The sequence below is a fragment of the Porphyromonas bobii genome (assembly GCF_943169685.1).
GTDB lineage: Bacteria > Bacteroidota > Bacteroidia > Bacteroidales > Porphyromonadaceae > Porphyromonas > Porphyromonas pasteri.
The window spans coordinates 1-23,727 of sequence record NZ_CALPBU010000008.1 but is presented as its reverse complement, the minus strand read 5'-3'; the positions used below and the strand labels follow the sequence as shown (position 1 = coordinate 23,727).

The 23,727-nt window shown below is 55.5% G+C and carries 15 protein-coding genes; 3 read left to right on the top strand and 12 right to left on the bottom strand.

Annotated features, from left to right (window positions below; all coding sequences use genetic code 11):
* Positions 1 to 126: 126 nt before the first annotated feature.
* The 5 genes from KO088_RS07820 to KO088_RS07800 all read right to left on the bottom strand — a co-directional run bounded on the left by KO088_RS07820 (position 127) and on the right by KO088_RS07800 (position 4,489).
* Entirely contained in the window at positions 127 to 1,953 is a 1,827-nt protein-coding gene (locus KO088_RS07820) for a lamin tail domain-containing protein (RefSeq protein ID WP_215494279.1), read from the bottom strand.
* 11 nt (positions 1,954 to 1,964) lie between these two features.
* A complete protein-coding gene (locus KO088_RS07815; RefSeq protein ID WP_215494278.1) occupies positions 1,965 to 2,126 on the bottom strand; it encodes a hypothetical protein in 162 nt (53 codons plus the stop codon).
* Positions 2,127 to 2,686: 560 nt separating this feature from the next.
* A complete protein-coding gene (locus KO088_RS07810) occupies positions 2,687 to 2,857 on the bottom strand; it encodes a hypothetical protein (RefSeq protein ID WP_215494277.1) in 171 nt (56 codons plus the stop codon).
* A 266-nt stretch (positions 2,858 to 3,123) separates the two neighbouring features.
* Entirely contained in the window at positions 3,124 to 4,299 is a 1,176-nt protein-coding gene (locus KO088_RS07805; RefSeq protein ID WP_215494276.1) for a hypothetical protein, read from the bottom strand.
* A gap of 13 nt (positions 4,300 to 4,312) precedes the next feature.
* A complete protein-coding gene (locus KO088_RS07800) occupies positions 4,313 to 4,489 on the bottom strand; it encodes a hypothetical protein (protein WP_215494275.1) in 177 nt (58 codons plus the stop codon).
* Between the two features lie 634 nt (positions 4,490 to 5,123).
* On the opposite strand from KO088_RS07800, the gene KO088_RS07795 reads away from it, so the two are divergent.
* Complete coding sequence (locus KO088_RS07795) at positions 5,124 to 7,031, top strand: RNA/DNA-binding domain-containing protein (RefSeq protein ID WP_215494274.1); 1,908 nt, start codon at positions 5,124 to 5,126, stop codon at positions 7,029 to 7,031.
* 98 nt (positions 7,032 to 7,129) lie between these two features.
* Here the strand turns inward: KO088_RS07795 and KO088_RS07790 are convergent, their stop codons facing one another.
* From KO088_RS07790 to KO088_RS07760, 7 genes are all read right to left on the bottom strand, one after another.
* Positions 7,130 to 7,813 (bottom strand): hypothetical protein, encoded by a 684-nt coding sequence (locus KO088_RS07790; RefSeq protein ID WP_156430001.1) that lies wholly within the window; start codon positions 7,811 to 7,813, stop codon positions 7,130 to 7,132.
* 95 nt (positions 7,814 to 7,908) lie between these two features.
* Positions 7,909 to 10,599 carry a zinc-dependent metalloprotease gene (locus tag KO088_RS07785; protein WP_215494273.1) on the bottom strand — a complete coding sequence of 897 codons (2,691 nt, stop codon included), beginning with the start codon at positions 10,597 to 10,599 and terminating at the stop codon, positions 7,909 to 7,911.
* An 11-nt stretch (positions 10,600 to 10,610) separates the two neighbouring features.
* Positions 10,611 to 13,217 carry a zinc-dependent metalloprotease gene (locus tag KO088_RS07780; RefSeq protein WP_215494272.1) on the bottom strand — a complete coding sequence of 869 codons (2,607 nt, stop codon included), beginning with the start codon at positions 13,215 to 13,217 and terminating at the stop codon, positions 10,611 to 10,613.
* A 202-nt stretch (positions 13,218 to 13,419) separates the two neighbouring features.
* A complete protein-coding gene (locus KO088_RS07775; protein WP_215494271.1) occupies positions 13,420 to 14,910 on the bottom strand; it encodes a hypothetical protein in 1,491 nt (496 codons plus the stop codon).
* A gap of 21 nt (positions 14,911 to 14,931) precedes the next feature.
* Positions 14,932 to 15,774: a DUF4843 domain-containing protein gene (locus tag KO088_RS07770; RefSeq protein WP_215494270.1), complete on the bottom strand. Its 843-nt coding sequence runs from the start codon at positions 15,772 to 15,774 to the stop codon at positions 14,932 to 14,934.
* 12 nt (positions 15,775 to 15,786) lie between these two features.
* Positions 15,787 to 17,235 (bottom strand): RagB/SusD family nutrient uptake outer membrane protein, encoded by a 1,449-nt coding sequence (locus KO088_RS07765; protein WP_215494269.1) that lies wholly within the window; start codon positions 17,233 to 17,235, stop codon positions 15,787 to 15,789.
* 21 nt (positions 17,236 to 17,256) lie between these two features.
* Positions 17,257 to 20,325 (bottom strand): SusC/RagA family TonB-linked outer membrane protein, encoded by a 3,069-nt coding sequence (locus KO088_RS07760; protein ID WP_251419893.1) that lies wholly within the window; start codon positions 20,323 to 20,325, stop codon positions 17,257 to 17,259.
* A gap of 1,300 nt (positions 20,326 to 21,625) precedes the next feature.
* Here KO088_RS07760 and nhaA point away from each other — a divergent pair.
* Entirely contained in the window at positions 21,626 to 22,972 is a 1,347-nt protein-coding gene (nhaA, locus tag KO088_RS07755) for a Na+/H+ antiporter NhaA (RefSeq protein WP_215494268.1), read from the top strand.
* 151 nt (positions 22,973 to 23,123) lie between these two features.
* A complete protein-coding gene (locus KO088_RS07750; protein ID WP_215494267.1) occupies positions 23,124 to 23,660 on the top strand; it encodes a hypothetical protein in 537 nt (178 codons plus the stop codon).
* The last annotated feature ends 67 nt before the right edge of the window (positions 23,661 to 23,727 follow it).

Here is a 23,727-nt window from a genome sequence, read left to right as displayed (position 1 = left end):
CTACCCACCGTACGGTGGACCTTCACCGAAGGAAGGGGTATAAAACGACCAGCCCCCGAAGCGCCATGCGTGGCACCTCGGGGGCTGGCATATCAGGCCGCAGCCTGAGAGAGGGAGGGTAGATGACTACTTATCGGCAGCCTGAGCGCGTGCCTTCGTCCACCACGTGGGAGGTGTGTATTTGCCCTTCGTTGAAGCATCCGAAGTAGAACGGGTAGCATCAACTGTGTAGTCCACATTCTTGATGGGGTTACCTTTAAGATCCCCTGTACCCTTATTCTGAGTATCTTCCAACCAGTGGTTACCATAGAAGTTGTCGTCATCCTTACGGCTACGATCATAGTAGTAGCTGTAGCGATAGCCAAGGTCTTCGCGGGCAGTTCTATCACGGACAACCCAGTCTGAATTTTTGATATCAATCTTCATCTGCGTGCGGGGCAGGTTACGACCAGGCTTACGCATGAAGTTCCCCGCAGGAATCTTATACTTCGTCGTACCATCGCCATAGAAGAAGTTATCCACGATCTTACCATTCTTGGCCAGCGCATGACGTGAGTACTGAGGCACGCGGAAGGCCTGACCATAGTCATTCTTCTGCTTATTCAGACCAAATGCTCCTGTAACGGCATAGTTAGCGATATAGACAACCCCTGGACGCTGCTCCACTTCGCTGTAGTAGCCTGTCGAAGCAGACCAGTAGAGGATTGTCTTGTGAGGGCCGAGCTTCGTCGTGGCAGCACCATGAAGCGTTTTCAGCCACAGGTGGGAGTCTGTCAGCTTGGACTCATAGGTTGGAGTAGAGGGATAAGAGCTTCCGTTCAAGTCGAAGCGCTGCATCGTGTACGGGGTGAGATCGATAGTCTCTTCAGTAGGATTATAGATCTCCCAAAGCGTATTCGCAGGCAGCAAGCCCATATACACCTCCGAGATGATCAGGTCACCCTTAGGAGCCTTGAGCTCCTCAGCGATACGGTGCACGCGGCGCTGCGAGAGGGGCTTGACATTGAAGTTCTTCGTGACTTCAGGGTCGGTAGCACCGAGGTTGTCATCAAAGTTATCGGTACGGACATCGAGCTTGAGGGTCTTGGTACCCGTATAGGTCGAGGGGTGTACCCAGAAGAAGAGGGTCTTCTTCGTACCGACCTTGATATCACCGTGGTCGAAGTCGACGCGCTGCTCCGTCGTAGCCGTCTGCGTCGACGTCCACGTGGGCAGGACCTCAGCAGCACCCGTAGCGCTATTGGCTTCGGAGGCAGCGAGGATATTCATCGTACCCTCGGTCGTGAAGGCCCCAGTCTTGAAGGTGACTTCGTGTGGTGAGTAGGTCATGTTACCACCGACGTTAGAGACGGTGACACCTACGACAGAGCCGAAGAAGTGCAGGCTCATATCTGCGACATAGGACGAACCATTGGAGGTCACAGGACGCTCCGTGAAGTACATGGGCAGGGTCGTGAAGCTGTCTGCCTCACCGAAGAACTTGCTCGAGGAGATCGTAGCTTCACCCGTGTCCTTAAGCTCAGAGACACCCATCACACCAGCGACGGTCACATTGCCTGCTGCGAGGTTGATCGTCGTAGGCGTAGCTTCGAACTTACCTTCGTAGCGCTTGGAGGAGGCATTGTATGCCCCGATCTTGATCTTGGTCGTGACCACTTCCTTCTTCGTGCCCTGCTTGAAGAGGAGGTGGATCGTCTCCGTATCGCCTTCGGCCCACACCTGCTTCAGACCAGCATTCTGGCCATTAGAGGTCTGCGACTCGATGGTGAGAGCACGAGCGTCCTGCTCGGGAAGGCTCTCCATATCGAAGGTGAAGACGACGGGCGTACCCTGATTGATGCTTTGCTCAGTACGGCGAGTCAGATCGTCGTCGGCCTGGCTCTTACAGGAACCAAGGCTAAGTGCGGAGGCGAGGAAGAGCGCCCCGATAGAATAAGTAAAGATTTTCTTCATAGACAGATGGACTAAATAACGGTGAAGAGATCGTCGGCACCTTCTTCGAGGGTGCTATCCACACCGGCGCTACCCGACACTAAGAGATTCTGAAGGCTCGAGAGGCGATAGACCTCGCATACTGGAGCCGAGTAGGGGACACGTTCCCCTGCAAAGGACTTTGTCTGTTGCATAAAACTTATGACTTATGTTAGTTATTTATTGAATACCCCTTCCCCTCGCCCTATCAACCGGCTTTTGCCAAGTCCGACCCGATATCTATTGGCCGGCTAAGCAGTCAAATATAAGGGAGAAGAGGTGCATCACACTGGAGGGGGATCCCTCTCATGCGAGAGCGTGTATCCCGAGTCGCCTCGAGAATCTTCTTGACCTTATCGCGAAATATATAAACTCGCTTCAGTGGTCCTCCCCACATCTATAATATACGTGGGGGTTGCCTCAAGCGTCTCAAGCGACACCCTTAGCGACCACAAAGGTAGTAAAAATTTGCAATATACAACAACTCTCTGCACGTATATTGTAAATATTCCTCAGCATCCTGTACACATCACCTCCTACTCTCGTGCTTAGGAAGCATGCTACAGAGGATATCAAAGCCAGCCCCCGCGATGCGATAGACACTGCGGGGGCAGCTTCTTCTGAGAGCTCCGCGGGCCTTCTCAGGGGCGCAAAGCACAAGACACTCGCCCCCTAAAGGGCGAGCCACACACTCGTTATTGGGATACTTTATTAATTACCACCCGCCGAGATCCAGCGAGGGCAGATCGTCTTCATCATACTCATCGCCCTCGAGGCCACGACCAGTATGGCTACCTGCGACGAGGAGATCTTGCGAAGAAGTAAGGGAATAGCGCCCACAGCGTGGGGCTTGGTAAGGCTTGCGAAAAGAGGTAGAAATAGCCATAGGCAAATAACTCAATGGGGAGAAAATCGGGTGATCACATAGCGGGCGCACCGTATTTATTTAGTGGTCCAAGTAGAGTCCACGGCATCCTACACCTCCGCAGTCATATACGAAGTATCAGAAAGCTCCGTTGCACTCCACGAGCAAAGGTAGTAAATAAAGCCTAACGACCAAGAGACCAATAAAAAGAACACCCCTCAGATGTGCTCTATCGCACATCTGAGGGGTGGAGAGGAAAGGGCTAAGCAAGCCCTTGAGATGGGATACTAATTCCAGCCTCTGCCAGGGGTATCGGTCCCTACATCACGGCCCGAGAAGACGGAGTAGTCGGTCTTCTGATTATCCCCCTTAAAGATCCCAATGCCGCTATCGCCATTATAGAAGGCTATCGTCATATCATACACGATAGAGCGAGAACCCTGGGGAATCCCTTCTACAGTAGTAGGGTAACGAGGAATGACAAACTCCTTTGCACGGCTCTGGTCATACTGACGAGCTCCAATCTTCGGATAATACCGCCCATACAACGTAGGCTGCATACCAGCATAGGTATCAAGACGTACAGGAAAGACATAGAGAATGTGAGTCTTCGACCCGTCGCCAGAGATCACCTCAGTCTTACGTAGAGGATGCACATAGGTCGAGCTACTCGTACGCGTCAGCGTGGGCGCCCCACCCTGAGAGAGGTCCACCTCGACTTGAGACTCCGTTAAGCGATTGGGTCCAAAGGTAAAGACTTCGGGAGTAAAGACCTGATCCTCAACCCTTACCGAAGATCGATGTTCGGTCCATTCAGCCTTCACGACGACAGGCATCACGACCAGCACACCGAGGAACTTGAAGCGCAGCCCCGCCAGGTGGGTAGAGCTTGCACTAAGAGCCGTCTTAGGGAAGTACATCGGCATCGTCTGCATCTCCTCGCCTTCGACGATGGCGGGCGGAGCTGTGACGGTGATCTTCCCCGTCGTAGCATCGACACTCGTCGCCCCAAGCACCCCAGCGACCTCAATATCTGAGCGCGTGACACCCGAGAGAGCAGCAGGGAGTGTCGCCTCGATATCGCCACGGTAGTGTCCGTTGACATTCTTGAGACTGATTTGGCTCTCTACAGGATAGGCTTTACCGCCGTGATAGAAGACGAGGGTCACAGGCTCCGTAGCTTCGGCGGAAAAGACCGCCTTCGAAGTCTGCTTCCGGAGAAAGCGATAACGTACATAGTTATAGTCTGACCAACCAATATTTGTTTTCTTCTGCAAGATAGAGCCTCCAGAGGTGACGGTCATTGCACGGGCATTAGACTCCTCCGAAGCAAAGTCCACAGAGAGCGTGATACGCTCCGCCGTCGTAGCTCGCTGATGGGTGATTGGGGTATCTTCCTGTCCACACGAAGAGAGGCCAAGGCCTAAGAGCAGCTGTGCTGCAAGGAATAGTTTCTTCATCATAGCTGTATCCTGGCTAAAGAGAGTTATCATCAGCAACCTCCTCAGTGGCCCAAGTGCCGTCATCAAAGTCCTCATCGATATTGGCGCTAAAGCTCACCAGCAGGCTGGGGTTCGCAGCTGCGAGAGCAAACAGCTCGGCAGAAGGTGCCGTATAGGGCAGACGTCCGTCTACCTGACTTCTAATATTCATTCTGTCTTTTATATAAAGTAAAGCGTACAGTGAGTCGCTCCTCCATCCCTCATCCGTTGCTCCTCCAAGAGCAAGCGAAAGGATGAAGGCACCAACAAAGAAACGTAAAAATACCCGGACTTATACATAATTTCTATCTATTATTGCATAAACACACAGCATAGCCAACAAAAAGGCAAGCCCTAAGCTCCCGAAAAAATAAGCACAAAGCTACTCAAGGGAATCGGTCATATCCTCATAAAAACACCCACCATCCAGCAGCTGTCTAAGCTCTAAATATCCGAAGAAAAAATCTCCACCCAGCACCAGAGAAAGTGCAAGCACCCACCGAAAAACCTCTACACCACTACGCTAACTCCCCTATCCACGTACCAAGTCTTTATATCCCCGCACGTAAATCCTAAAGACTACGTACGTAGATCTAAGGACTACGCACGTAGACCCAACTCTTCCACTACGGGAAGGCAATAAATACCCGCGAGCTAAGCACGACTTCGCCTACTCCTGCGCACCTATTATAAATAGTGGATGGTGCATCGCCCAGCGGAGCATCCCACAATTAGTCTGTACCTTTATATCACATTACCTCTATCTCTTGACACTCGGGCCTCAAGCCCCCAATACCAGCAAGGCAATGAACACGACGACTAACACGCAAGAGCTTATCAATAATCTACTCAACGAGCGAGAGTCTGAATACCTCGAATTCAAGGCGGCCAAAGGCGGCTTACCCAAGTCTCTATGGGAGACATACTCCGCTTTTGCCAATACCCACGGCGGACTCATCGTGCTGGGGATCAAGGAGGAGCCTCCAAGCAAAGCACTCAGTCTCGCAGGGCTCACCGAAGAGCAGGTGGAGCAGATGAAAGACGAACTCTTCCGACAGCTCAGCAACAGGCAAAAAGTCAGCGCCTGCCTACTTACCGACAAGGATGTAAGCATCGAAAGCATTGAGGGGAACTATCTGCTATTTATTCAGGTGCCTCCAGCTTCCCGTAGCCAGCGCCCGATCTATATAGGGAGGGACCCTGAGCAGGGGAGCTACCGCAGGAATGGCGAAGGCGACTACCACTGCACCCCTGCAGAGGTACGTCGTATGTATGCAGACTCTGACCTCGCTCACCCCGCCGATAGCCGTATCCTCAAGGGCTTTACTTGGGATGATATTGACCTCCCTTCGCTCGCACAATATCGTAGACTTTTCAGCCTGAGTGACCCCAGCCACATTTGGCACTCCGAGGATGACCAAAGCTTGATGAAGAAGCTCGGAGGCTATCGAGTAGATAGAGAAAGCGGGGACGAAGGCTTCACGCTGGCTGGATTGCTTATGTTCGGAAAGATCGACTCCATACAAGACCCTCAATGTACCCCACATTACTTCCCCGACTACCGCTCTATACCAGGAGAGGACAGCGACCAACGCTGGGTAGACCGCATCTATCCCGATGGCAAATGGGAGGCTAACCTCTTCCAATTCTATCGCCGCGTCTTACCCAAGCTCCAGGAGGTACTCCCAAGCCCATTCGAACTGGAGGGTAATCAGCGAAAGGATGAGACCCCAGCACACATAGCCCTTCGCGAGGCCTTTGTGAACAGCTGTGTCCACGCTGACTATGGGGAGAGTACGTCCCTGAAGATCTTACGCTACCCCGATCGCATCGTCTTCTCTAATCCAGGCACCCTACTCATCTCCCGAAGCCAGTACTACGAAGGTGGAGAGAGCGTCTGCCGAAACCCCAGCCTACAAAAGATGTTCATGAGGATCGGTGCTGCAGAGCGAGCAGGTAGCGGTACGGGCAAGATCTTCTTAGGCTGGAGGAGCATCGGCTGGAAGGCACCTTCCCCTCATGAAGAGACAGAGCCCAATAAGATCATACTACTTATGCCCCTGGAGTCTCTACTGGACGAGCGTATCGAGTGTGCACTCCGTGCCCAGCTGGGGGAAGAGCGCTGGTATCAGCTGGATCAAGAGGAGCGAACGATCCTATCTACCGCCTACACAGAGAAGATCATCAACCACCAATGTGTCCGCGCCTCTTCTACCCTGCATCCAGCTGACATTACGCACCGCCTACAGCATCTGGTCAGGGAAGGCTACCTCTTTTCCCAAGGACATGGTAGAGGGACGACCTACACTCTAAATCCTGATACATATTCGATAGAAGAGATTGATGCGCTACACCCGAATATGGACAGCTCTGGAGCAAATACGGATAGCTCATCGTCTAATATGGGTACCTCATCGTCTAATATGGGTACCTCATCGTCTAATATGGGTACCTCACCTGCTAATATAGGAACCTCGAAGAGCAGAAAGCCCTCTAAGATGCCCTTTGGCAAGATGCGTCTATTGATACTGGAATACTGCTGTCAGTGGCGTAGCCTGGAGCAGATAGCTAACTATATGGAGCGGACAAAGGAATATCTGGGCACCTTCATCCTCCCTAAACTGAGCGAAGACCTTTGCAAACGCTTTCCCCAAAAGAACCACCCCAACCAAATGTATCGACGACGAGACATACAAGAGTCGGAGAGCAAGTGACCCCAATATGATGGGACACAACAAAGACTCCCGCCCTGATGAACTGAAGCTCATCAGGGCGGGAGGCTGTATAGGGGAGGGCTTCGTCCGCCTCCTCGCTACAAGGTCATACCGATACGCAGGGTGAAGCCCGTCGCTCTGTAAGGAATAGGCTCTCGGTCGAGCAGAGGATCGCCACTGGAGGAATTGCGCACCGTGCTGACCCCGACGCCACAAGTAAAGCGCCAGAGATCAAGCCCTACCACGGCAGAGCCGTAGAAGCCTGAGACTCTATTCACCAGAGTGAAGCCATAGCCAGGACGCAGGTCTACAAAGGGCTTGATCGGACCACGGATGGGGAGGTAAGCACGCAGATGCCCATAGATGGGGATCACCAGATCTGCCGACTCAGCCCTATCACACATGACGCCTGACCCGAGGCCAAGGAAGAGAGCTCGGCTGAAGCGAGCCCCGTAGCTCACAAACGCCCCTATATGCTGGCGCTCAGAAGGCCCGAAAAGGTACCCCGCATCAAGATGCCAGTTAAGATAAGGCTCACGCGGCTCGTCATAGAAGGAAGCTCGCCCCGTGGAGTACTCGATGCGCTCTAAGTCGGAATAGGGACAGATGAGGAGGGAGCCATCACGGAGGCGAATCTTCACCTGCGTATCGGGGAGTTCCTCGATGATCTGGCCATAAAGGATCGAGCCATTCTTGAGGTAAATGGTGTCGTGCGTGCGCTGCGCCTCGGCCAGACAGGCAAACATAAGGCACGCCAAGAGGGAGAGGAAGAGACGTTTCATAGATACAAAGTTAGCCGAGTTTACAAAACAAGTCCTCCCCTCACTCTTCAAGAGAGATGAGGGGAGGACTTTAGGTAAAGGAGCAGTCGAGAGGCCTACTTCGTGATCTTCTCGAGCTTGCGCAGGAGCGTCTGGTAGTGCATGCGCAGGCTTTCGCTCTTCGTAGAGGCGAGGGCCTTCTTCAGCAGCTCTTCAGTGCGATACTGCAGGGGCAGATAGAGGTCGCCCGTCATGTTGATCGCAGAGGTGAAGAGGTCAGCAGGCTCACCGTAGCTATTCCCGAAGTTGAGGTAACCGACAGCATCAAGCTTCGTGAGCGGATCATCCGAATGGTCGTGATCCAGCGAGCAGAAGTGCGAGCCGCGGAGCTTAGGCAGGAGCGCGATGAACTCCTCATCGCTCATACCCTCAGTACGGACAGGCTCACCAGCCTTGGCAAGGCCCGTAAGCTCAGCGATCGTCAGAGCAGAGCGGCCCGTGGTCTTCGCTACAAGCTCCTCCGTATAAGAGGTGATGTAGCGGACGTAGAGCTCCTGCAGATGCTTCTCTGCGGCAGTGAGATCCTCGCGGCCAGCCTCGGTCTTCGCAAAGACACGAGCATAGACATCATCGGCATACTCCATAGGAGAGTAAGACGTCGAGTCGAGGTAGTAGCTCATGCAGAGGTTGTTGATATTGCGGATCGCCATAGCACGCGTCATCGCACCGACGACGACGTAGGGTGACGAGCCTCCCAGATCACCCATCGTAGCCTCGAGCGCATCGTTGCGCAGGCTGTCGATAGAAAGCGCCTGGTCGAGGAGCCACATAGCCGAAGCCTTCTGCTGAGCCTTAGGTACGACCTTGTAGCGAGGGAGGCCAGAGGCTTCGCTTGTCTGATAGAGGTAGATACCAGGGACGTTGAGGAAGACATTCGACACGTAGCGCAGGGCCTGATCGGAGATACCTTCGTAGAGCGTAGCACGATGCTGAGCTTCCTCGTCGCGTGGGAACCACTCACCCAGATGAGCGATGATGTACTTGAGGTTCTTCAGCCCGAGGGTGCTGGCAGCTACGGGGTCATTCGACAGGTCTTCCTCGATAGAAGAGGGGTCGTAGCGGTAATCGCCGACCTGCTGTACGCCATAGCGGTACTCGGGATCAGCAGCATGCTTCTCGATAAGCTCATTGAGATAGCGAGCTTCCTCGATGGGATTACCCTTGCTGTCGGGGAAGTAGCGGTAGGTCCAGTCGACGGCATACTTATCGTACGTACCGACGGTGGGAGGGTCAAGGCTCACAGCACGGTCTTCGGGCTGGGCAACATAGTTGAAGCGCGCATAGTCCATGATCGAGGGCGTCGTACCGTGCACTGCCGTGAAGGAGGGCGAGCGGAGCGAGTCGATAGTGTATGCAGCCGATGCAGCCATGTTGTGCATGAAGCCGAGGGTATGGCCGATCTCGTGTGCGATGACGTACTTGAGCGACTTGACCATCAGCGTATCGGGGAGCTTCATCGCTCGGACGAGAGGGTCGACCTGAGCCGTCTGGATGAAGCGCCAGTTGTTGTTCAGCTTCGAGACATCACTCCAGACAAGTACCGAGGCATTGATGATCTCACCCGTGCGGGGGTCAGCCCAGCTGGGACCCATAGCGTTCTCCGTAGCGATGGGCACGTAGCGGATACAGTTGTACTTGAGGTTGTCGGGGTCGAAATTGGGATCATCCGTGGGGAAGTCACGCACCTCGATAGCGTCCTTGAAGCCGATAGCCTCGAAAGCCTTATTCCAGCGCAGCGTACCCTCCTTCATCGCAGCCTTCCACACTGCGGGGAAGGTATTCTCGACATAGAAGACGATGGGCTTCTTGGGGCGAACGAGCTGACCAGCCTTGTAGGCAGCTACATCCGAGGGCTCGAGGCGCCAGCGCTTAGCGAAGCGCACGGCCTCGATCTGCTTGGACTCGGGGTCGTAGGCATTCTTCGAGATGTGGAAGACACCTATACGCGTATCAGCCAGACGGGGCGTCATCGGCTCCTCGGGCAGGCGGAGGATGGTGAAGGTCGCCCCGAGAGTCACGGGGTAGTCCTTCAGCGGGCTCTTGCCCCCACGCGAGGAGTTGAGGGTGATGCGGTAGCTGCGGTCGATCTTGATGGAGACGTTGTCCTCGAAGGCCTTGATCTCGCGGATGTAGCCGAGGTCACTCTGCAGGCTTGACTGCACCTGATAGGAGCCGAGGCTCTTCCCGATCAGCGGGAAGTACTTCTGATCCTTCGTGACGAGCGAGGTGATGTCGAAGACGACGGCGGACTTATCCTTGTTCCACGCCTTGATGGGGAACTTATAGAGGGCGAGGTCCGTGTAGCTGGGAGCGAAGGTCGGACGAAGCTCCTTCTCCAGCTGCCCCGTGAGGTAGGGGTCGGAGTTCACCGCCTCGAGCACGATAGCGCTGTCACGCTGAGCGAAGCGCATATGCACGGGGTTGGAGTTCTTGAAGCCGACCATCCCGAGCTGAGGATTGGAGATGGAGGAGAGGGTGACGGCGACGAGGATTTCCTTGCCGATGGTCTTGACAGGGAGCTCGACATAGAGCTTATTGTCCGTCTTGTGCAGGGTGAGGAAGTCGCCCTTAGCAGAGACGATGGGCTTATCAGTGAGGATCTTCTCGTAGGCACTCTTCTCGGGTGCCTTCTCCGTCTTGGGCTTCTTCTTCCGCTTGAGGAAGTCGAAGATCCCCGCATGGGCTGTAGCAGGAGCCAGCGTGAGGGTCGCTGCAGCCAGGAGGAGTGCTATCTTTCTATTGATCATCTTCGGGTAGTCTATTTCTTAGCATCGAGGAGCTTCGCGACCTTGAAGGCCAAGGTCTGGTAGTGGGCCTTGAGCGTGCGGTCCGTCGTGGAGGCAGCGCGCTGCTCGAGCAGAGGGCGTACCTTCAGCAGGGCAGCGTACATATACTGCTCTGACGTGTCGAGGGCAGGGACGTTGGCCATAGGATAGATGCTTGCCGAGGGGTCGCCACCACCATAGTTGACGCGGCCAGACTTGAGGGCATCGCTGTAGTCCGTCGTAGAGGCGAGGCTGATGAGCTTGCCACCGACAGAGGCGGGTGCACCGGCAAAGCTGTAAGGCATACCAGGCGTAGCGTTGCGGGGATTGACCGTACCAGCGACAGACTTGTCGATGAAGGCGATCTGCATCAGACGCTCCATGTGGTTGGGGCTCTTGCCAGCGATGGTCGAGGCGAAGGTAGCCTGATAGAGGTCGTCGAAGTATTCGCCGAGGCTATACGTCTTCGAGTCTACCTGCGAGGCGATGATGATACGTGAGCGCAGGTCATAGATATCCTTGACGAGGAACTCGAGGAGCTGGTCGTAGTAGCTCACGTCGATGAAGCCCTTACGCTCGAAGTTGCGGTCAGCCTTGCCCTGGAAGTCCTTTGCCTGACGGAGGAGCCACTGGAAGGCTTCGCGCTGCTTCGCCTTAGGCACGACCTGATAGCGGGGCAGGCTCGTCGAGAGACGGCTCTCCTGACAGACGACACCACCGACGAGGCTCATAGCATTCTTGAGCTGGAGGTAGTAGCCCTGTACGACAGCCAGATAGAGACTCTTCTTCTTGCGGCTGTCGGGGTCGTTGGTGATCCACTTAGAGAGGTTCGACTGGATGAAGGCAAGGTTCTTCATCGTAAGCTCGGCCGTCTTGATAGGATCGTTACCGAGGTCTTCGGTACGGACGGTGGGGTCGACAGCGTAGCGCTGCTCAGGAGCATAGCGGAGGTAAGGCTCGCGAGCACGCTTGTCGACGCGGCTCAGCAGTTCCTTAGCCTCAGCAGCGGGATCGCCCTTGAGGTCGAAGTAGCGGTAGCCCCAGTCGATAGCGAAGAGGTCGTAGACACCGAGCTGGTCGTTGATGAGGCGTACCCCCTTGTCAGAGGGCTGAGCGAGGTAGTTGTAGGTCACACCGTCGAGGATAGAGGGTGCGAGCCCCGACTCCTTCGTGAACTTAGCCGAGCGGAGCTGGTCCGTGGTGTAGGATGCCGAAGCAGCGTAGTTGTGCAGCAGACCGAGGACGCTCCCCATCTCCTGCGTGACGAGCTGCGAGAGCGACTCTTCGAAGAGGGCCTGTGGCAGACGAGACGAGCGCACCTGTGGGTCGACAGCAGCCGTACCGATGAAGCGCTGCTTGTGCAAGAGTGCCTCTACATTATTATAGATCGTGAGGTTCCCGCTGAAGATCTCACCCGTGCGGGGATCCGTCCAGTTGGAGGCAGCTATCGTCTCCTGGCTATTGGGGATGTAGCGGATGCAAGAGTACTCGAGGTTGTCGGGGTCGAACTGCTTATCGTTCTTGGGGAAGTCACGTACCTCGATAGCGTTGCGGAAGCCAGCGGCTTCGAAGGCCTTGTTCCAGCGAAGGACACCCTCACGGATGGGGCGCTGCCAGCTGGCGGGGAAGGCGCTATCCAGATAGAAGACAATCTTCTTCTCGGGCTCAGTGAGCTGACCCTTAGCGTAGGCCTTCTTATCCTTGGGGACGAGCTGCCAGCGGTGTGCCAGATAGACGGGCTCACTCTGGTCGAGGTAGTCGGGGAAGGAGACCTTGCGCGTCGTCTGATAGCCTACGCGGGCATCAGCGAAGCGGGGGATGGCGTTGGAGGCTTCTACGGGGAGGATCGTATAGGTCACCTCAGCCGTCAGAGGCATATCCTTAGCCACGGTGAGTACACCCATGAGCGAAGCGTTCACAGAGAAGTTCATCTCGACACGGACGCTGGCGTTGGAGTCGAAGGACTTCAGCCCCCTGACGAAGGTCAGGTTGCTATTGCGCGAAGAGGTGATCTTGAAGGGACCCTGCTGCGAGGGGACGATCTCGAAGAAGGGGCTGGACTCCGTGACGAGCGAATTGATCTTCAGGACGACAGCGGAGCTATCAGCCTTGTACGCCTCGGGGGTGAAGGACTCGACCGACTGGTCGCGGTAGTTCAGCTCGAGGGCCTTCTGCAGCTCGGGCGAAGCGTCACGGCGATAGACGATGGAGTTGGGTGCCTTCATGACGATGACGCTGTCCTGCTTCTCGAAGCGGAAGACGATAGGAGCGGAGTTCATCGAGCCGACAGCCAGATAATCGGGGTCGGTGGTCGAGGTGACCTTGGCACCCATCATCAGCTCCTTGCCGAGGTACTTCGTGGGGAGCTCGAGGTAGACGCTACCATCGATCTTGTGGAGGGTAACGAACTTCCCGCGGGCGGTCTCGACCTTCTTGTCCTTGAAGAACTTCGTGTACTTGTCTTCTTCTTTCTTCTTCTCCTTCTTGGTGTCGTCACCGAAGGCGCGAGAAGAGAGAGCTGAGGGAGCCGCAGCGAGGCTGAGGGAGCCCGCAGAGATGGCAGTAGCCACGAGCAGGCATCGGATACAACTCTTGTGCATGGATGGGGATTATAGTGTGATACTTGATTCAGTGGAGGGTGAGGCTGAAGGGCCTCCTGCTCCTCCCGTGCGCCCTTCTCTCAGCTAAGCCGCAAAGGACGACCGAAGCCCCGCAGCCTTATCCGTGGAGGAAGAGGCTACTGGGGCGACGGAGGAGCGAGCCTCCTCCCCGCAGGGTATGGTGCGGGGAGGAGGCATGATGTTAGTTGTTGAACTGACGGTAGACGATCTGCTTGATCTTACCCGTGATACCTTCCTCAGACTTGAGGAGGACGGGGGTAATGCCCGCTACATTGTAGCTGTAGATCGAGCCAACCAAGCCTGTGCCTGTACCGTTAGCCCCGATGAAGAGGCGGTTGTCCGACGTCAGAGCCATCGAAGCAATCGTCTGCCCTGCGGGGAGCGAGATCCAAGCTGGGTGGGTCGTCGCCGTGGCGTTCGCCATATTGTAGAAGTACACCTTGTCCGCAGTCGCTACGAGCGCAGCCGTACCACCGAGGTTAGGCTGCAGATGTGTAGGCGTGCCTTCGGTGAACTCAACTATGGAGACCGTAGCACCATCGACATTCTGCGACTGAGCGAAGTCCCCAGCCGTGAGGCGAGCGACGAAGTACTTGTTATCCGTGTTACGCTTGAGCAGCAGCAGGGTGTAGTTATAAGTATAGTTCCCTTCACCAGCACTCTTCATGTCGATAAGCGTCATATCCTTGAAGGGGTTCTCCTCAGAAGTATCACCAGAGGTGGCACTCGCCGTAAAGGTACGCACCTTCTTTACTGAGACGCTTGAGCCAAGGGTCATATACAGCAGGTTGCTTCCCGCATTGTCGAAGAAGGCCATGCCCTCACTGATACGTGTACCCGTCAAGGCACGCCAATTCACGATAGCCGAGGCGAGCGAGTAGCCTGAGGCGACACGCGAGAGGTAACGATCGTGCTTCTTAGCTGGGAAAGTAGCCGACTTCTCCATCTCCCAGACGTTAGCTCCCGAGATGAAGTACTCCCTGACCGTAGCCTGATTGCCACTGGCGTGGCTGAAATCTACGGGGTTCGTGAAGGAGATACGAGGCGTGAGGACCTTCAGCGAGTCAGCCGACACACGATAGTAGCGTGTGGGGAGACCGAGGGCGATACCGAGATAGCTACGAGATGCACCTGCACCTGGCACATAGCGGTAGAAGACCATCGACTGGGGATCCCCCGTCATATCGATGGTGGGGTTGCTTCGCCCAAAGGCGTCGAGGTCAAAGGCATCCGTCTTCTCCCCGCCAGGCAAGTAGGAGAGGATGGTCTTCCCTTCGTTGCTCGCCAGGACGTACAGCCCGTCGACATAGCGGTAGGGTACGTCGATAGTGAAGCGGTAGAAGTAGGAGCCGTCAGGCGTGTACATACGCAGACGAGCATCATGCTTACCATAGCTCGTAGGGCTATAGGAGAGGTCCTTCTCTGTGGAGACGACCACACCATCGACGATCCACTCGTAGGAGGGCGTCACGGATGCGCCCGTCGTGATGGTATATGCAGGCGACTTGATCACGGTGACCTCACCGAAGGTAGCCGTCTGCACCGAGGCGATGGGCTCTGTTACCTTGACGACAGCCAGAGGGTGATCGCCATTGACCGAGTGGTCCTTGTAGCAGGAGGAGAAGAGTGAGAGAGCCAGGAGAAGGCCCAGTGACTTATAGATCTTATTCATCTTCATTCGTACTCTGTGAGGTTAGCGATACTGAGCTAAGAGACGCACCAGAATTGCTGGCTTCTCTTCACCATGCTCATCCATATACTTCTCGAGGCGGAGCAGGAGGGGATATTGGACATTAGCATCAGTCTTGTATAGCGCCTGCTGCACGGGGTCTTCCCCATTCTTGGGGAGGCCGTAGGCATTGATGAGCATACGGTACTTCCCCTCACTATACTTCCCGAGATAGACATCCTGGAGGAAGGCCCACCAGAAGGGGATCTCGAGCTGGTTCGTCACACAGAGGACGACTGTATTGCGTTTATTGACCGCTGTACGCAGGTCTGCCGTAGGAGACAGATGCAGCGTGATCGTGTCGTACTTCAGGAGGGGGACGTCACCAGGCTCCATATCCGAGAGGGCATCCAGGAGGGTGCGGACACCGTCACGGGTGACGATGTACTTCCCGTTCTCCTGCTGCACGGTCGAGATCTTCGAGCGATTGAGCTGCAGGGTGAAGGAGCCCTTGATGGAGTCTGCGGGGATCGTATAGGTATCCTGAAGCGCGTCGAACTGCTCGCCCGACGTAGCCGTAGAGCGAGACTTATCAAGCTCCACCTTATAGCTCAGGGGTGACGAGGAGAGCTTCCCGAGGAGGTTCACATGGAAGGTCAAGGGGATCTTCCCATTGTTGTCCTCAAGGAGGGCGAGGTTCTGTACGACGATGGTATCTGCCCCCGAGTTAGGGAAGTAGATCACACGAGACTCATTGTAGTAGCCATCCTTGCTGTACTCTCCGTCGTAGATGTCCGACTTGGAGCAAGCGCTGAGGAGGCCGAGAGCGGCCAGGGCAAGCGAGGCCAGTGAATATCTTCTGTTCATTGTCGTGGGCTTTTACTTATTACCATAGGTGAGCTCATCCGTAGGCCAGGGCAGGACAAAGATGCTGGAGCTGGGCTGGATCGTACTGCTCCCGAGGAGATCAAGGAAGGAGGAGTTGAAGTGCTTCAGCGCAGGGAAGATCTGCCCTTCACCTGGCATCTCACGCATATACTCCTTGACAAGCTCTGCCTTGAAGTCTACCTGCGTGGGCAGGTCGCTCGAGGTGAGGGCGTTCAGACCACGGCTCTCGCGCACCTTGTTCAGAGCAGCAAGCGCTGCCGTAGGATCGGAGGAGTAGAGGGCTTCGGCCTGGATGTAGTACATCTCTGGCAGACGGATCAGGGTCAGCCCGCGCTGCGCAGTTGCTGCAGCCGTAGCTTCCTCCGAGCTGGACGCGAAGCGGATGAACTGCTGGTAGGTATCTACATTGCGGTAGAAGGCTGCCTGACGATTGTCGATAGCACCCGCAGCCGCTCCCGTGACAGCATAGAGCTGATCGAGGACGCTTCGGCTGTGTGCCTGGACACCCTCATCGGTACCAGCGACATTCTTCAGGAAGCGATTAGCGAAGTCATCGAGGAAGCTATTCGCATAGAGCCCGAAGATCAGCTCGCCCGTGGCAGGGAAGCGACGTACAGACTCGAAGGAGTTACGACCTGCAAGCTTAAAGCTCGCTGTATGATCGGTGACCTTCTTAGCATACTCAGCGGCCTTTGCCGAGTTCCCCATCGCCTGATAGACACGCGCCTTGGTAGCGTAGACCGCATACTTATTGAAGTGTACAGCACGGCGTGACCAGAAGTCCGTAGACTGCGAAAGGTCGAGGCTCACCGTCTCATCGATATCGGAGAGGAGGCGCTCAGCTTCGTCGAGGTCCTTGAGGATATTCTCATAGGTCCCTGCGACGGTGTAGACCGTACGGTTCTTGAGGTTGAAGTCATACGAGTAAGGGATACCGCGTGAGTCCTTGCCTCTCTGATAGTCCTCGGCGAAGAGACGCACGAGGTCAAAGTGCAGGAAGGCACGCAGACCGAGTGCCTCCCCCTTGAGCTGGGAGAGGTGGCTGCTGCTGAAGGAGGGCGACTCGAGGTTCGCCAGGATATTATTGACGTAGGAGATGACCTGGTACTGACCGAGCCACAGGCTGTAGATCTCGGACTTCACGGACACGTCCGTGTAGTTGTAAGCGCGAGTCTTCACTGAGGTCGAGGTCGCACTCGTAGAGCCAAACATCTGAGCGAGCTCGTCGACGAAGCCGTTCGTCATACGCTGCCCATAGAGGTCCGACTTAGCCATCGTCCCGTAGACACCATAGAAGGCATCATAGTACCCCTGGAGCGAAGAGAACTGGACTTCCTGCAGGAGGGTACCCTTAGGCTGGACATCGAGGAACTTATTGCACGAAGGCAGAGCCGCAAGGCTAAGCGCTCCGAAGGCTATATATAAAGCTGTCTTCTTCATAAACACACTTCTCATTTAGGGTTAGAAGGAGAGACGCAGAGACATCTCTACGCTGCGAGCAAAGGGATAGTCCAGACCACGCTCGCGCTTGACCGTGGAGAGGTAGAAGAGGTCGTTGGTGAGGAGCTCGACGCGTGCACGGCGCATGTGGAGCTTCTTGACCCAAGTAGCCTCGGTCTCATAGGCCAGAGAGAGACTACGCAGCGTGAAGTAGTATTCCTTCTGGATGAAGCGGCTCGTCTGATAGGGGCTCTCCGTAGAGGCAATGTCACGATAGCGGGTGACGTCACCAGCCTGCTTCCAGCGACTCTCGAGGACGCGACGGTCAGCGTTCTGCTCCTTCTTTGTACCCTCTACACGAGAGGCGAGCGTAGCGTTGTAGACCGTAGCACCGAGGGAGTAGCCGAAGTTTGCATTCAGCGAGAAGCCCTTGTACATCAGGTACGAGGTGAGCGAGCCATAGGCCCAAGGTGACGTGTCGCCGAAGACGCGACGGTCATTGGGATCATAGGTGAAGGTATAGGTACCATCACGCTTGATGTAGATCTCACGACCAGTAGCAGGGTCGATACCTGCTGAGGGGACGACCTTCAGAGCCGTAAGCGACTCACCTTCCTCGTAGAGAGGCAGGGGCGTCGTACCGCGGTTGAGGGAGTCGACACCGAGGTTCTTCTGGTTGAGTGCCTTGAGAGCATCACTCACCTTCTTGACCTTATTGCGATTGTAGGAGTAGTTCAGCGAGAGCGACCACTGCAGGTCCTTCGTCTGGATGGGGACGACACGCGTCTGGAACTCGATACCATTATTCTCGACCTCCCCTACATTCTGACGGGCGGTGACAGCACCGATCGAGGGAGCAAGAGAGACGTCGAGCAGGAGGTTGTCCGTCGTCTTCTGGTAGGCATCGAGGGTGAGGTCCCAGCGGTTCTTGAAGAGCGTCAGGTCAAGACCGACGTTCTTGCTAAGCGTACGCTCCCACTTCAGCTCGGGGTTCCCGATAGCCAAGGGCACGGAGCCAGCACCTACGATATAGTTGATACGATTATTATAGGTATAGGTCGTGAGGGCCTGATAGGGGTCGAAGGAGATATTCCCCAGATACCCGATACTCGCACGGAGCTTGAGCAGCTGGATATTCTTATTGCCCTCGAAGAACTTCTCGTTGTGGATATTCCAAGCCGTACCGAGTGACCAGAAAGGAGCGAAGCGCTGGTTCTTACCGAACTTCGAGGAGCCTTCGTAGCGGTAGACGACGTCCACCGAATAGCGGTTGTCGTAGATGGCGTTCCCGTTGAAGAAGAAACCAGCAGCCGTAGCGAGCGACTCAGAACCCGAGGGACGGGCGCTACCCCCATAGCCGAGGGCGAAGTTGGGGTGCCCAAGGACGTCCGAGTAGAAGCCGAGGCTGGTATAGCTACTGTTGTCCGCCGTCGTAGACTCGAGGCTCGAGCCCGCCATCGACGTGACGTAGAGCTTCTCGAAGAAGGTACGATTGTAGGACACCATCAGCTTACCGAGGAAGCTCAGCCCGCGACCAAGGTTCTCAGTCATCGAGCCCTTCTTCGTCAGGTCGGTCTCATTACGGAAGGTGTAGGAGAGGGGCGACTTGAAGCTACGCGAGTAGTTATTGCGCGTGGTGAAGGAGAAGTCCCCATCGATACGGAGGTTACGATCGATCCAGTACTGCGCCGTCGTCGTATTCAGGAAGTCCATGCTCCCAGCGCGGTTGAAGCTACCGAGCGAGGCTTCGTAAAGCGGATTATCCAGATTATGCTCAAGCTTTGCGAGCAGCTCACCATTCGCATCATAGGGCGACTGATAGGGATTCTGCTTCGAGAAGTTCGAGAAGGAGCCGTAGCTGGGATCCTGTGACGTAGAGCGGTTCACCGTCAGCGTATTTGAGGCAAAGAACTTACCCTGTCGGTTGTAGGAGAGCTTGAAGGTCCCCGAGAGACGCTCACGCGCGGACTGCATCATGACCCCCGTCTCATTGCCATAGCGGAGCGAGAGGCCGTAGCGCACGTACTTGTCCCCCCCGTCGGCACTGACCGTGTGGGAGTGTGAGACACCGGTGCGCAGGGGCTTAGCGAGCCAGTCGGTATTCGTACCACTCTGGATCATACGCACGACGCGGTCACGGATCAAATCTAAGGAGTTCTGGTTGTCAAAGGAGGTCGCCATCGCCGCACCACCAGCCTTATAGAGCCCTGCCAAGTCCTCATACTGGAGCTTCTGCTGGGGCGTGAGGAGGTGGTAGTCACTGAGGTCAGGCATCGAGAGACGCAGGGTACCGCTATAGTTCACGCGGATAGCTCCCTCGCTGATAGGCTTCGTCGTGATGACGATGACCCCTGCAGCAGCCTTAGCACCATAGAGCGCTGAGGCCGAGGCATCCTTGAGGACGGTGACGCTCTCGATGGTATTCATATCCATATCGTAGATATACTCGACATCCACGATCGCCCCGTCGACGACGAAGAGCGGGAGGTTAGCTGCACCTGAGAAGGTAGCACGACCACGGAGATTGAGGTCGGGGCGTGCGTTGGGGTCCGAGCCGAGGTTATTCTGCTGGACGACCTGCAGGCCAGGGACGAAGGCCTCGAGGCCCTGCAGGAGATTCTTCGTACCTACCGAGAGGAGCTGCTCTGACTTGATAGTCGTCTGTGCCCCCGTATAGCTCTTCTTATCCTTCTTCGTGAAGCCGGTGACGACTACTGATTCGATCGTCTGGTTGTCTGGCTCGAGGTCGATACGCAGGGGCGTACCACCACGCAGGGTGACGGCCTTAGCCTTGTAGCCCATGAAGGTGACGCGTACGCGCTCGGTGGCATTCTTCGTCTTGAACTCGAAGTGCCCCTTGCTATCCGTGATGAAGCCACCAGTCTGACCCAAGATCTGGACGGTGACGAGTGGCATAGGGTCGCCATTCTCATCATATACGGTACCGCTGAAGACGTTCAGCGAAGACGTTGGGTTCTGCTGCGTAGCATGGCCTCCCGAAGATGTGGCCAGGCTGGGAGAAGCGGCCTGGGCGGTGACGATGGAGCTTAGGAACCATCCTCCCGCAAGTAACATTGTAACTAATCTCATGCGACCTCGATCGTATTGTTATTCTACTCGTTGTCTTTCGCTCATACCCACCACGCTGGCGCTCTGCCTGAGCACGGGTGGGACGGTGTGCACCTAATACAAAAAACGCCCCCTAAGCCCTTCGTAAGAAGGACTCCGTGTATGTGGATGGCGCAAGGTATAGGCAAATAGGCTCACTATGAGGCGTCATAAAAGTAATACAATATCATTAAACACGCAAAAATCACTCAAACCTATGGACATTTGACTGAGATCAGAGCCCCTTCTGAGGCAACTTGACGTACTTTCCTGTAAAGAGTAGATCTCAAAAACACAGACTCACACAACTCCCCACCTCCCATATTCCTAAAAATCAACCCTCGAAATCGCCCCGACCACACAATTATAGAGGTGTACATACCGCCCCTTCCTAAACCCCACGCTCCCACCTACGGCGAAGCCCTTCCCATATCCCTCGCCACAATAGCAGCACGCACGCTCTCGCGGAGCCTCTACGAGAGACTGTCGCCGAGAGTCCTGTCCTCTACTAATTGTGCTAAGGCATCGCACGCCCAGCTCCCCGATATACCTCTCCGAAGTGACCGAGCAAGCCCTTCGCCTTATCGTGAGTATTCCACTTATACAGCGGAGGAAAAAGTGTCCTTCTCGTGAAGAAAAAAGCGCCTTCACGTAGTGGTTTTTCCGCATCTACGCACGTAGTCTTAAAGACCAGGCACGCAAACCCAAAGATCCACGTACGTAGATATTAGAGCCACGTACGTAGTCCAAACTTTTCTGCCACTCGTCCGCAACTTTTATCCCTATGCGGAGCAACAACCTTTGCGAAGGGGGAAAAGCAACCAGTACTGGTCACCAATCGAAGCAGTACTGGTCAGTATGAGTAACCAGTACTACTCCATGTCGCGACCAGTACTGCTCACTGAGCCGACCAGTACTGGTCGGAATCACCCCTCCGCACAGTCCTATACTACAAGCATTTACAGAAGGAGTATTTCCCTCGCGTGCGTGCGATGCGCGCGCACGATATTTTATAGTGGTAGAACAACCCGTGCCCCTCTCACGTTATCCTATAGGTGCTCACACTCTACACCCGCTCGCTCCGCAGGCTTTTCTATGAGAGACGAAGCACCATCTTTCCGCGTCTTATCACGGCTGTTTACTGTAAATGCGCTAACTTTGCGATATAGGTTAGGGACATGGCAAGCAGATCTCTCTGCCACGCTTCCCCTTGCATTGATCCGCCCTCAAACACCGACGTACGCACGATGCAATACCTTCATTACAAACCTCTAAAACAAAGATGAGTACGACTCCCGCTCAAAGGCCCTCTCTACGACAGCGTCTCTCGGCCTTGCGCCCCAACCCCTCGATGTTGCTCTTCCTGGCGACCATCATCGCCGTAGCCATCGCGAACTCCCCCTGGAGCACCAGCTACGGGCACGTCCTCCACTACCCCGTCCAGGTCATCATCGGCGGCATTGAACTCTTCCGCCACATGGGCCACACGATGACCATCAGTCAGGTCGTCAACGATGCCCTGATGGCGATCTTCTTCTTCCTCGTCGGGCTGGAGATCAAGCAAGAGCTCCTCGTCGGCGAACTCTCTTCGCCCAAGAAAGCCATTCTCCCCGTCATCGCTGCCCTCGGGGGTATGCTCTTCCCCGTCCTCTTCTTCCTCGGCGTGACTCCCAATCACCCTGAGAGCCTCGGTGCCGCGATCCCCATGGCGACAGATATCGCCTTCGCTCTGGCCGTCCTCGGCTCCCTCGGTGGTCGTGTCCCGAAGAGCCTGTACGTCTTCCTCGCCACGCTGGCTGTAGCAGACGACATCGGCGGAATCATCGTCATCGCCCTCTTCTATAGCAAGGGCGTATCACTCCTGCCCCTGGGTATTGGTCTCGCACTCGTCGCCCTTCTCCTCCTCCTCGGTCGCCTGCGCGTCACCGCCCTTGAGCCCTATATCATCGCAGGTATCGCCGTCTGGGCACTCTTCCTGCAGTCGGGTATCCATCCCACGATCGCTGGCGTACTCGTAGCTCTCTGCATCCCCGCAGGCTCGAAGGTCCACATCCGCGAGCTCTCACGCAAGCTCCACGAGCAGACCAGCGACCTCTCTACCGAAGCCCGTGAGGCTGAGCGTGTAGTCATCCTCTCGCACGACCAGCTCGAGCGCATCGCCGAGATCAAGAGCACCGCAGGGCAGGCTATCAGCCCTGTCCAGACCCTCGAGCACGCACTCAAGCCTCTGGTAGACTACTTCATCCTCCCCCTCTTCGCCTTCGTCAATGCCGGTGTGTCCTTCGGAGGAGTCTCTGCCGATATGCTCTTAGGCCTGCCTCTGGCTATCTTCCTCGGCCTCTTCCTCGGGAAGACCGTCGGCATCAGCCTCTTCACCTACGTGGCTATCCGTGTGAAGCTCTGCGCTTGGCCCGAAGGCATGAACCTCCCCCGCCTCATCAGCCTCGCCGTCCTCGGCGGTATTGGCTTCACTGTATCGCTCTTCATCGCGAACCTCGCCTACGACGGCCCCGAGATGGCACAGCTCCTCAACGAAGCTAAGCTCGGTATCTTCGCCGGCACGATCATCTCTGGTGTCGTGGGCTACATGCTCCTCAGTCGCTTCCTCCCCAAGAGCGAAGCGAAGTAACCTCCCCAACCTTTAGAGACACGCAACGCACTCAACTATAAACGAGTGTAGTTGCTTCTCTGAAGGTTTACCACTATCTTTGCGTCGCAGAGCCTCTGGATTCACCAGAGTTCCTCTCGCGATTTCACAATTCACTTATCCCTATAAACTAATGTTCAAGAAAGTATTCCTTGCTGTCCTCGCTATCGTAGGTAGCTTCAGCATCGCTAACGCTCAGGAAGTATTCCACAAGGGTACCACGGCTATCAACGCTGGTATCGGTCTCGGCTCTTACTACAACAGCCTCTCTATCCCTCCCCTCTCCGTTAGCCTTGACTACGGTGTCACGGACAACCTCATCAACGGCAACAACGGATCTATCTCTGTTGGGGGCTTCGTAGGTTACGCTGCAAGTAACTTCAGCGGCTGGACGGCTGACAAGGTCACCGTTTCTTATGCTGTCCTCGGTGCTCGTGGTGCTTTCCACTATCAGTTCGCCCCCAAGCTCGACACCTATGCAGGTCTGATGCTCTCCTATGACATCGTTTCTTCAAATTACGATGCCTTCGCAAACTATATCAAGGGTAGCCGCGTTGACTGGAGCATCTTCCTCGGTGGTCGCTACTTCTTCACGGAGAAGATCGGTGCCTTCGCTGAACTCGGCTACGGCTTCTACAACCTGAACCTCGGTGTTACCTTCAAGCTCTAATTGAAGTCCCCGAGCTATAAGGCTCACAAATACAGCAGCGGCTGCGACCTCTCGGAGGTCGCAGCCG

Bases quoted from the DNA above. Each gene is read 5' to 3' on its own strand.
- KO088_RS07820 (WP_215494279.1), bottom strand. From the start codon at position 1,953: ATGAAGAAAATCTTTACTTATTCTATCGGGGCGCTCTTCCTCGCCTCC.
- KO088_RS07815 (WP_215494278.1), bottom strand. From the start codon at position 2,126: ATGCAACAGACAAAGTCCTTTGCAGGGGAACGTGTCCCCTACTCGGCT.
- KO088_RS07810 (WP_215494277.1), bottom strand. From the start codon at position 2,857: ATGGCTATTTCTACCTCTTTTCGCAAGCCTTACCAAGCCCCACGCTGT.
- KO088_RS07805 (WP_215494276.1), bottom strand. From the start codon at position 4,299: ATGATGAAGAAACTATTCCTTGCAGCACAGCTGCTCTTAGGCCTTGGC.
- KO088_RS07800 (WP_215494275.1), bottom strand. From the start codon at position 4,489: ATGAATATTAGAAGTCAGGTAGACGGACGTCTGCCCTATACGGCACCT.
- KO088_RS07795 (WP_215494274.1), top strand. From the start codon at position 5,124: ATGAACACGACGACTAACACGCAAGAGCTTATCAATAATCTACTCAAC.
- KO088_RS07790 (WP_156430001.1), bottom strand. From the start codon at position 7,813: ATGAAACGTCTCTTCCTCTCCCTCTTGGCGTGCCTTATGTTTGCCTGT.
- KO088_RS07785 (WP_215494273.1), bottom strand. From the start codon at position 10,599: ATGATCAATAGAAAGATAGCACTCCTCCTGGCTGCAGCGACCCTCACG.
- KO088_RS07780 (WP_215494272.1), bottom strand. From the start codon at position 13,217: ATGCACAAGAGTTGTATCCGATGCCTGCTCGTGGCTACTGCCATCTCT.
- KO088_RS07775 (WP_215494271.1), bottom strand. From the start codon at position 14,910: ATGAATAAGATCTATAAGTCACTGGGCCTTCTCCTGGCTCTCTCACTC.
- KO088_RS07770 (WP_215494270.1), bottom strand. From the start codon at position 15,774: ATGAACAGAAGATATTCACTGGCCTCGCTTGCCCTGGCCGCTCTCGGC.
- KO088_RS07765 (WP_215494269.1), bottom strand. From the start codon at position 17,235: ATGAAGAAGACAGCTTTATATATAGCCTTCGGAGCGCTTAGCCTTGCG.
- KO088_RS07760 (WP_251419893.1), bottom strand. From the start codon at position 20,325: ATGAGATTAGTTACAATGTTACTTGCGGGAGGATGGTTCCTAAGCTCC.
- nhaA (WP_215494268.1), top strand. From the start codon at position 21,626: ATGAGTACGACTCCCGCTCAAAGGCCCTCTCTACGACAGCGTCTCTCG.
- KO088_RS07750 (WP_215494267.1), top strand. From the start codon at position 23,124: ATGTTCAAGAAAGTATTCCTTGCTGTCCTCGCTATCGTAGGTAGCTTC.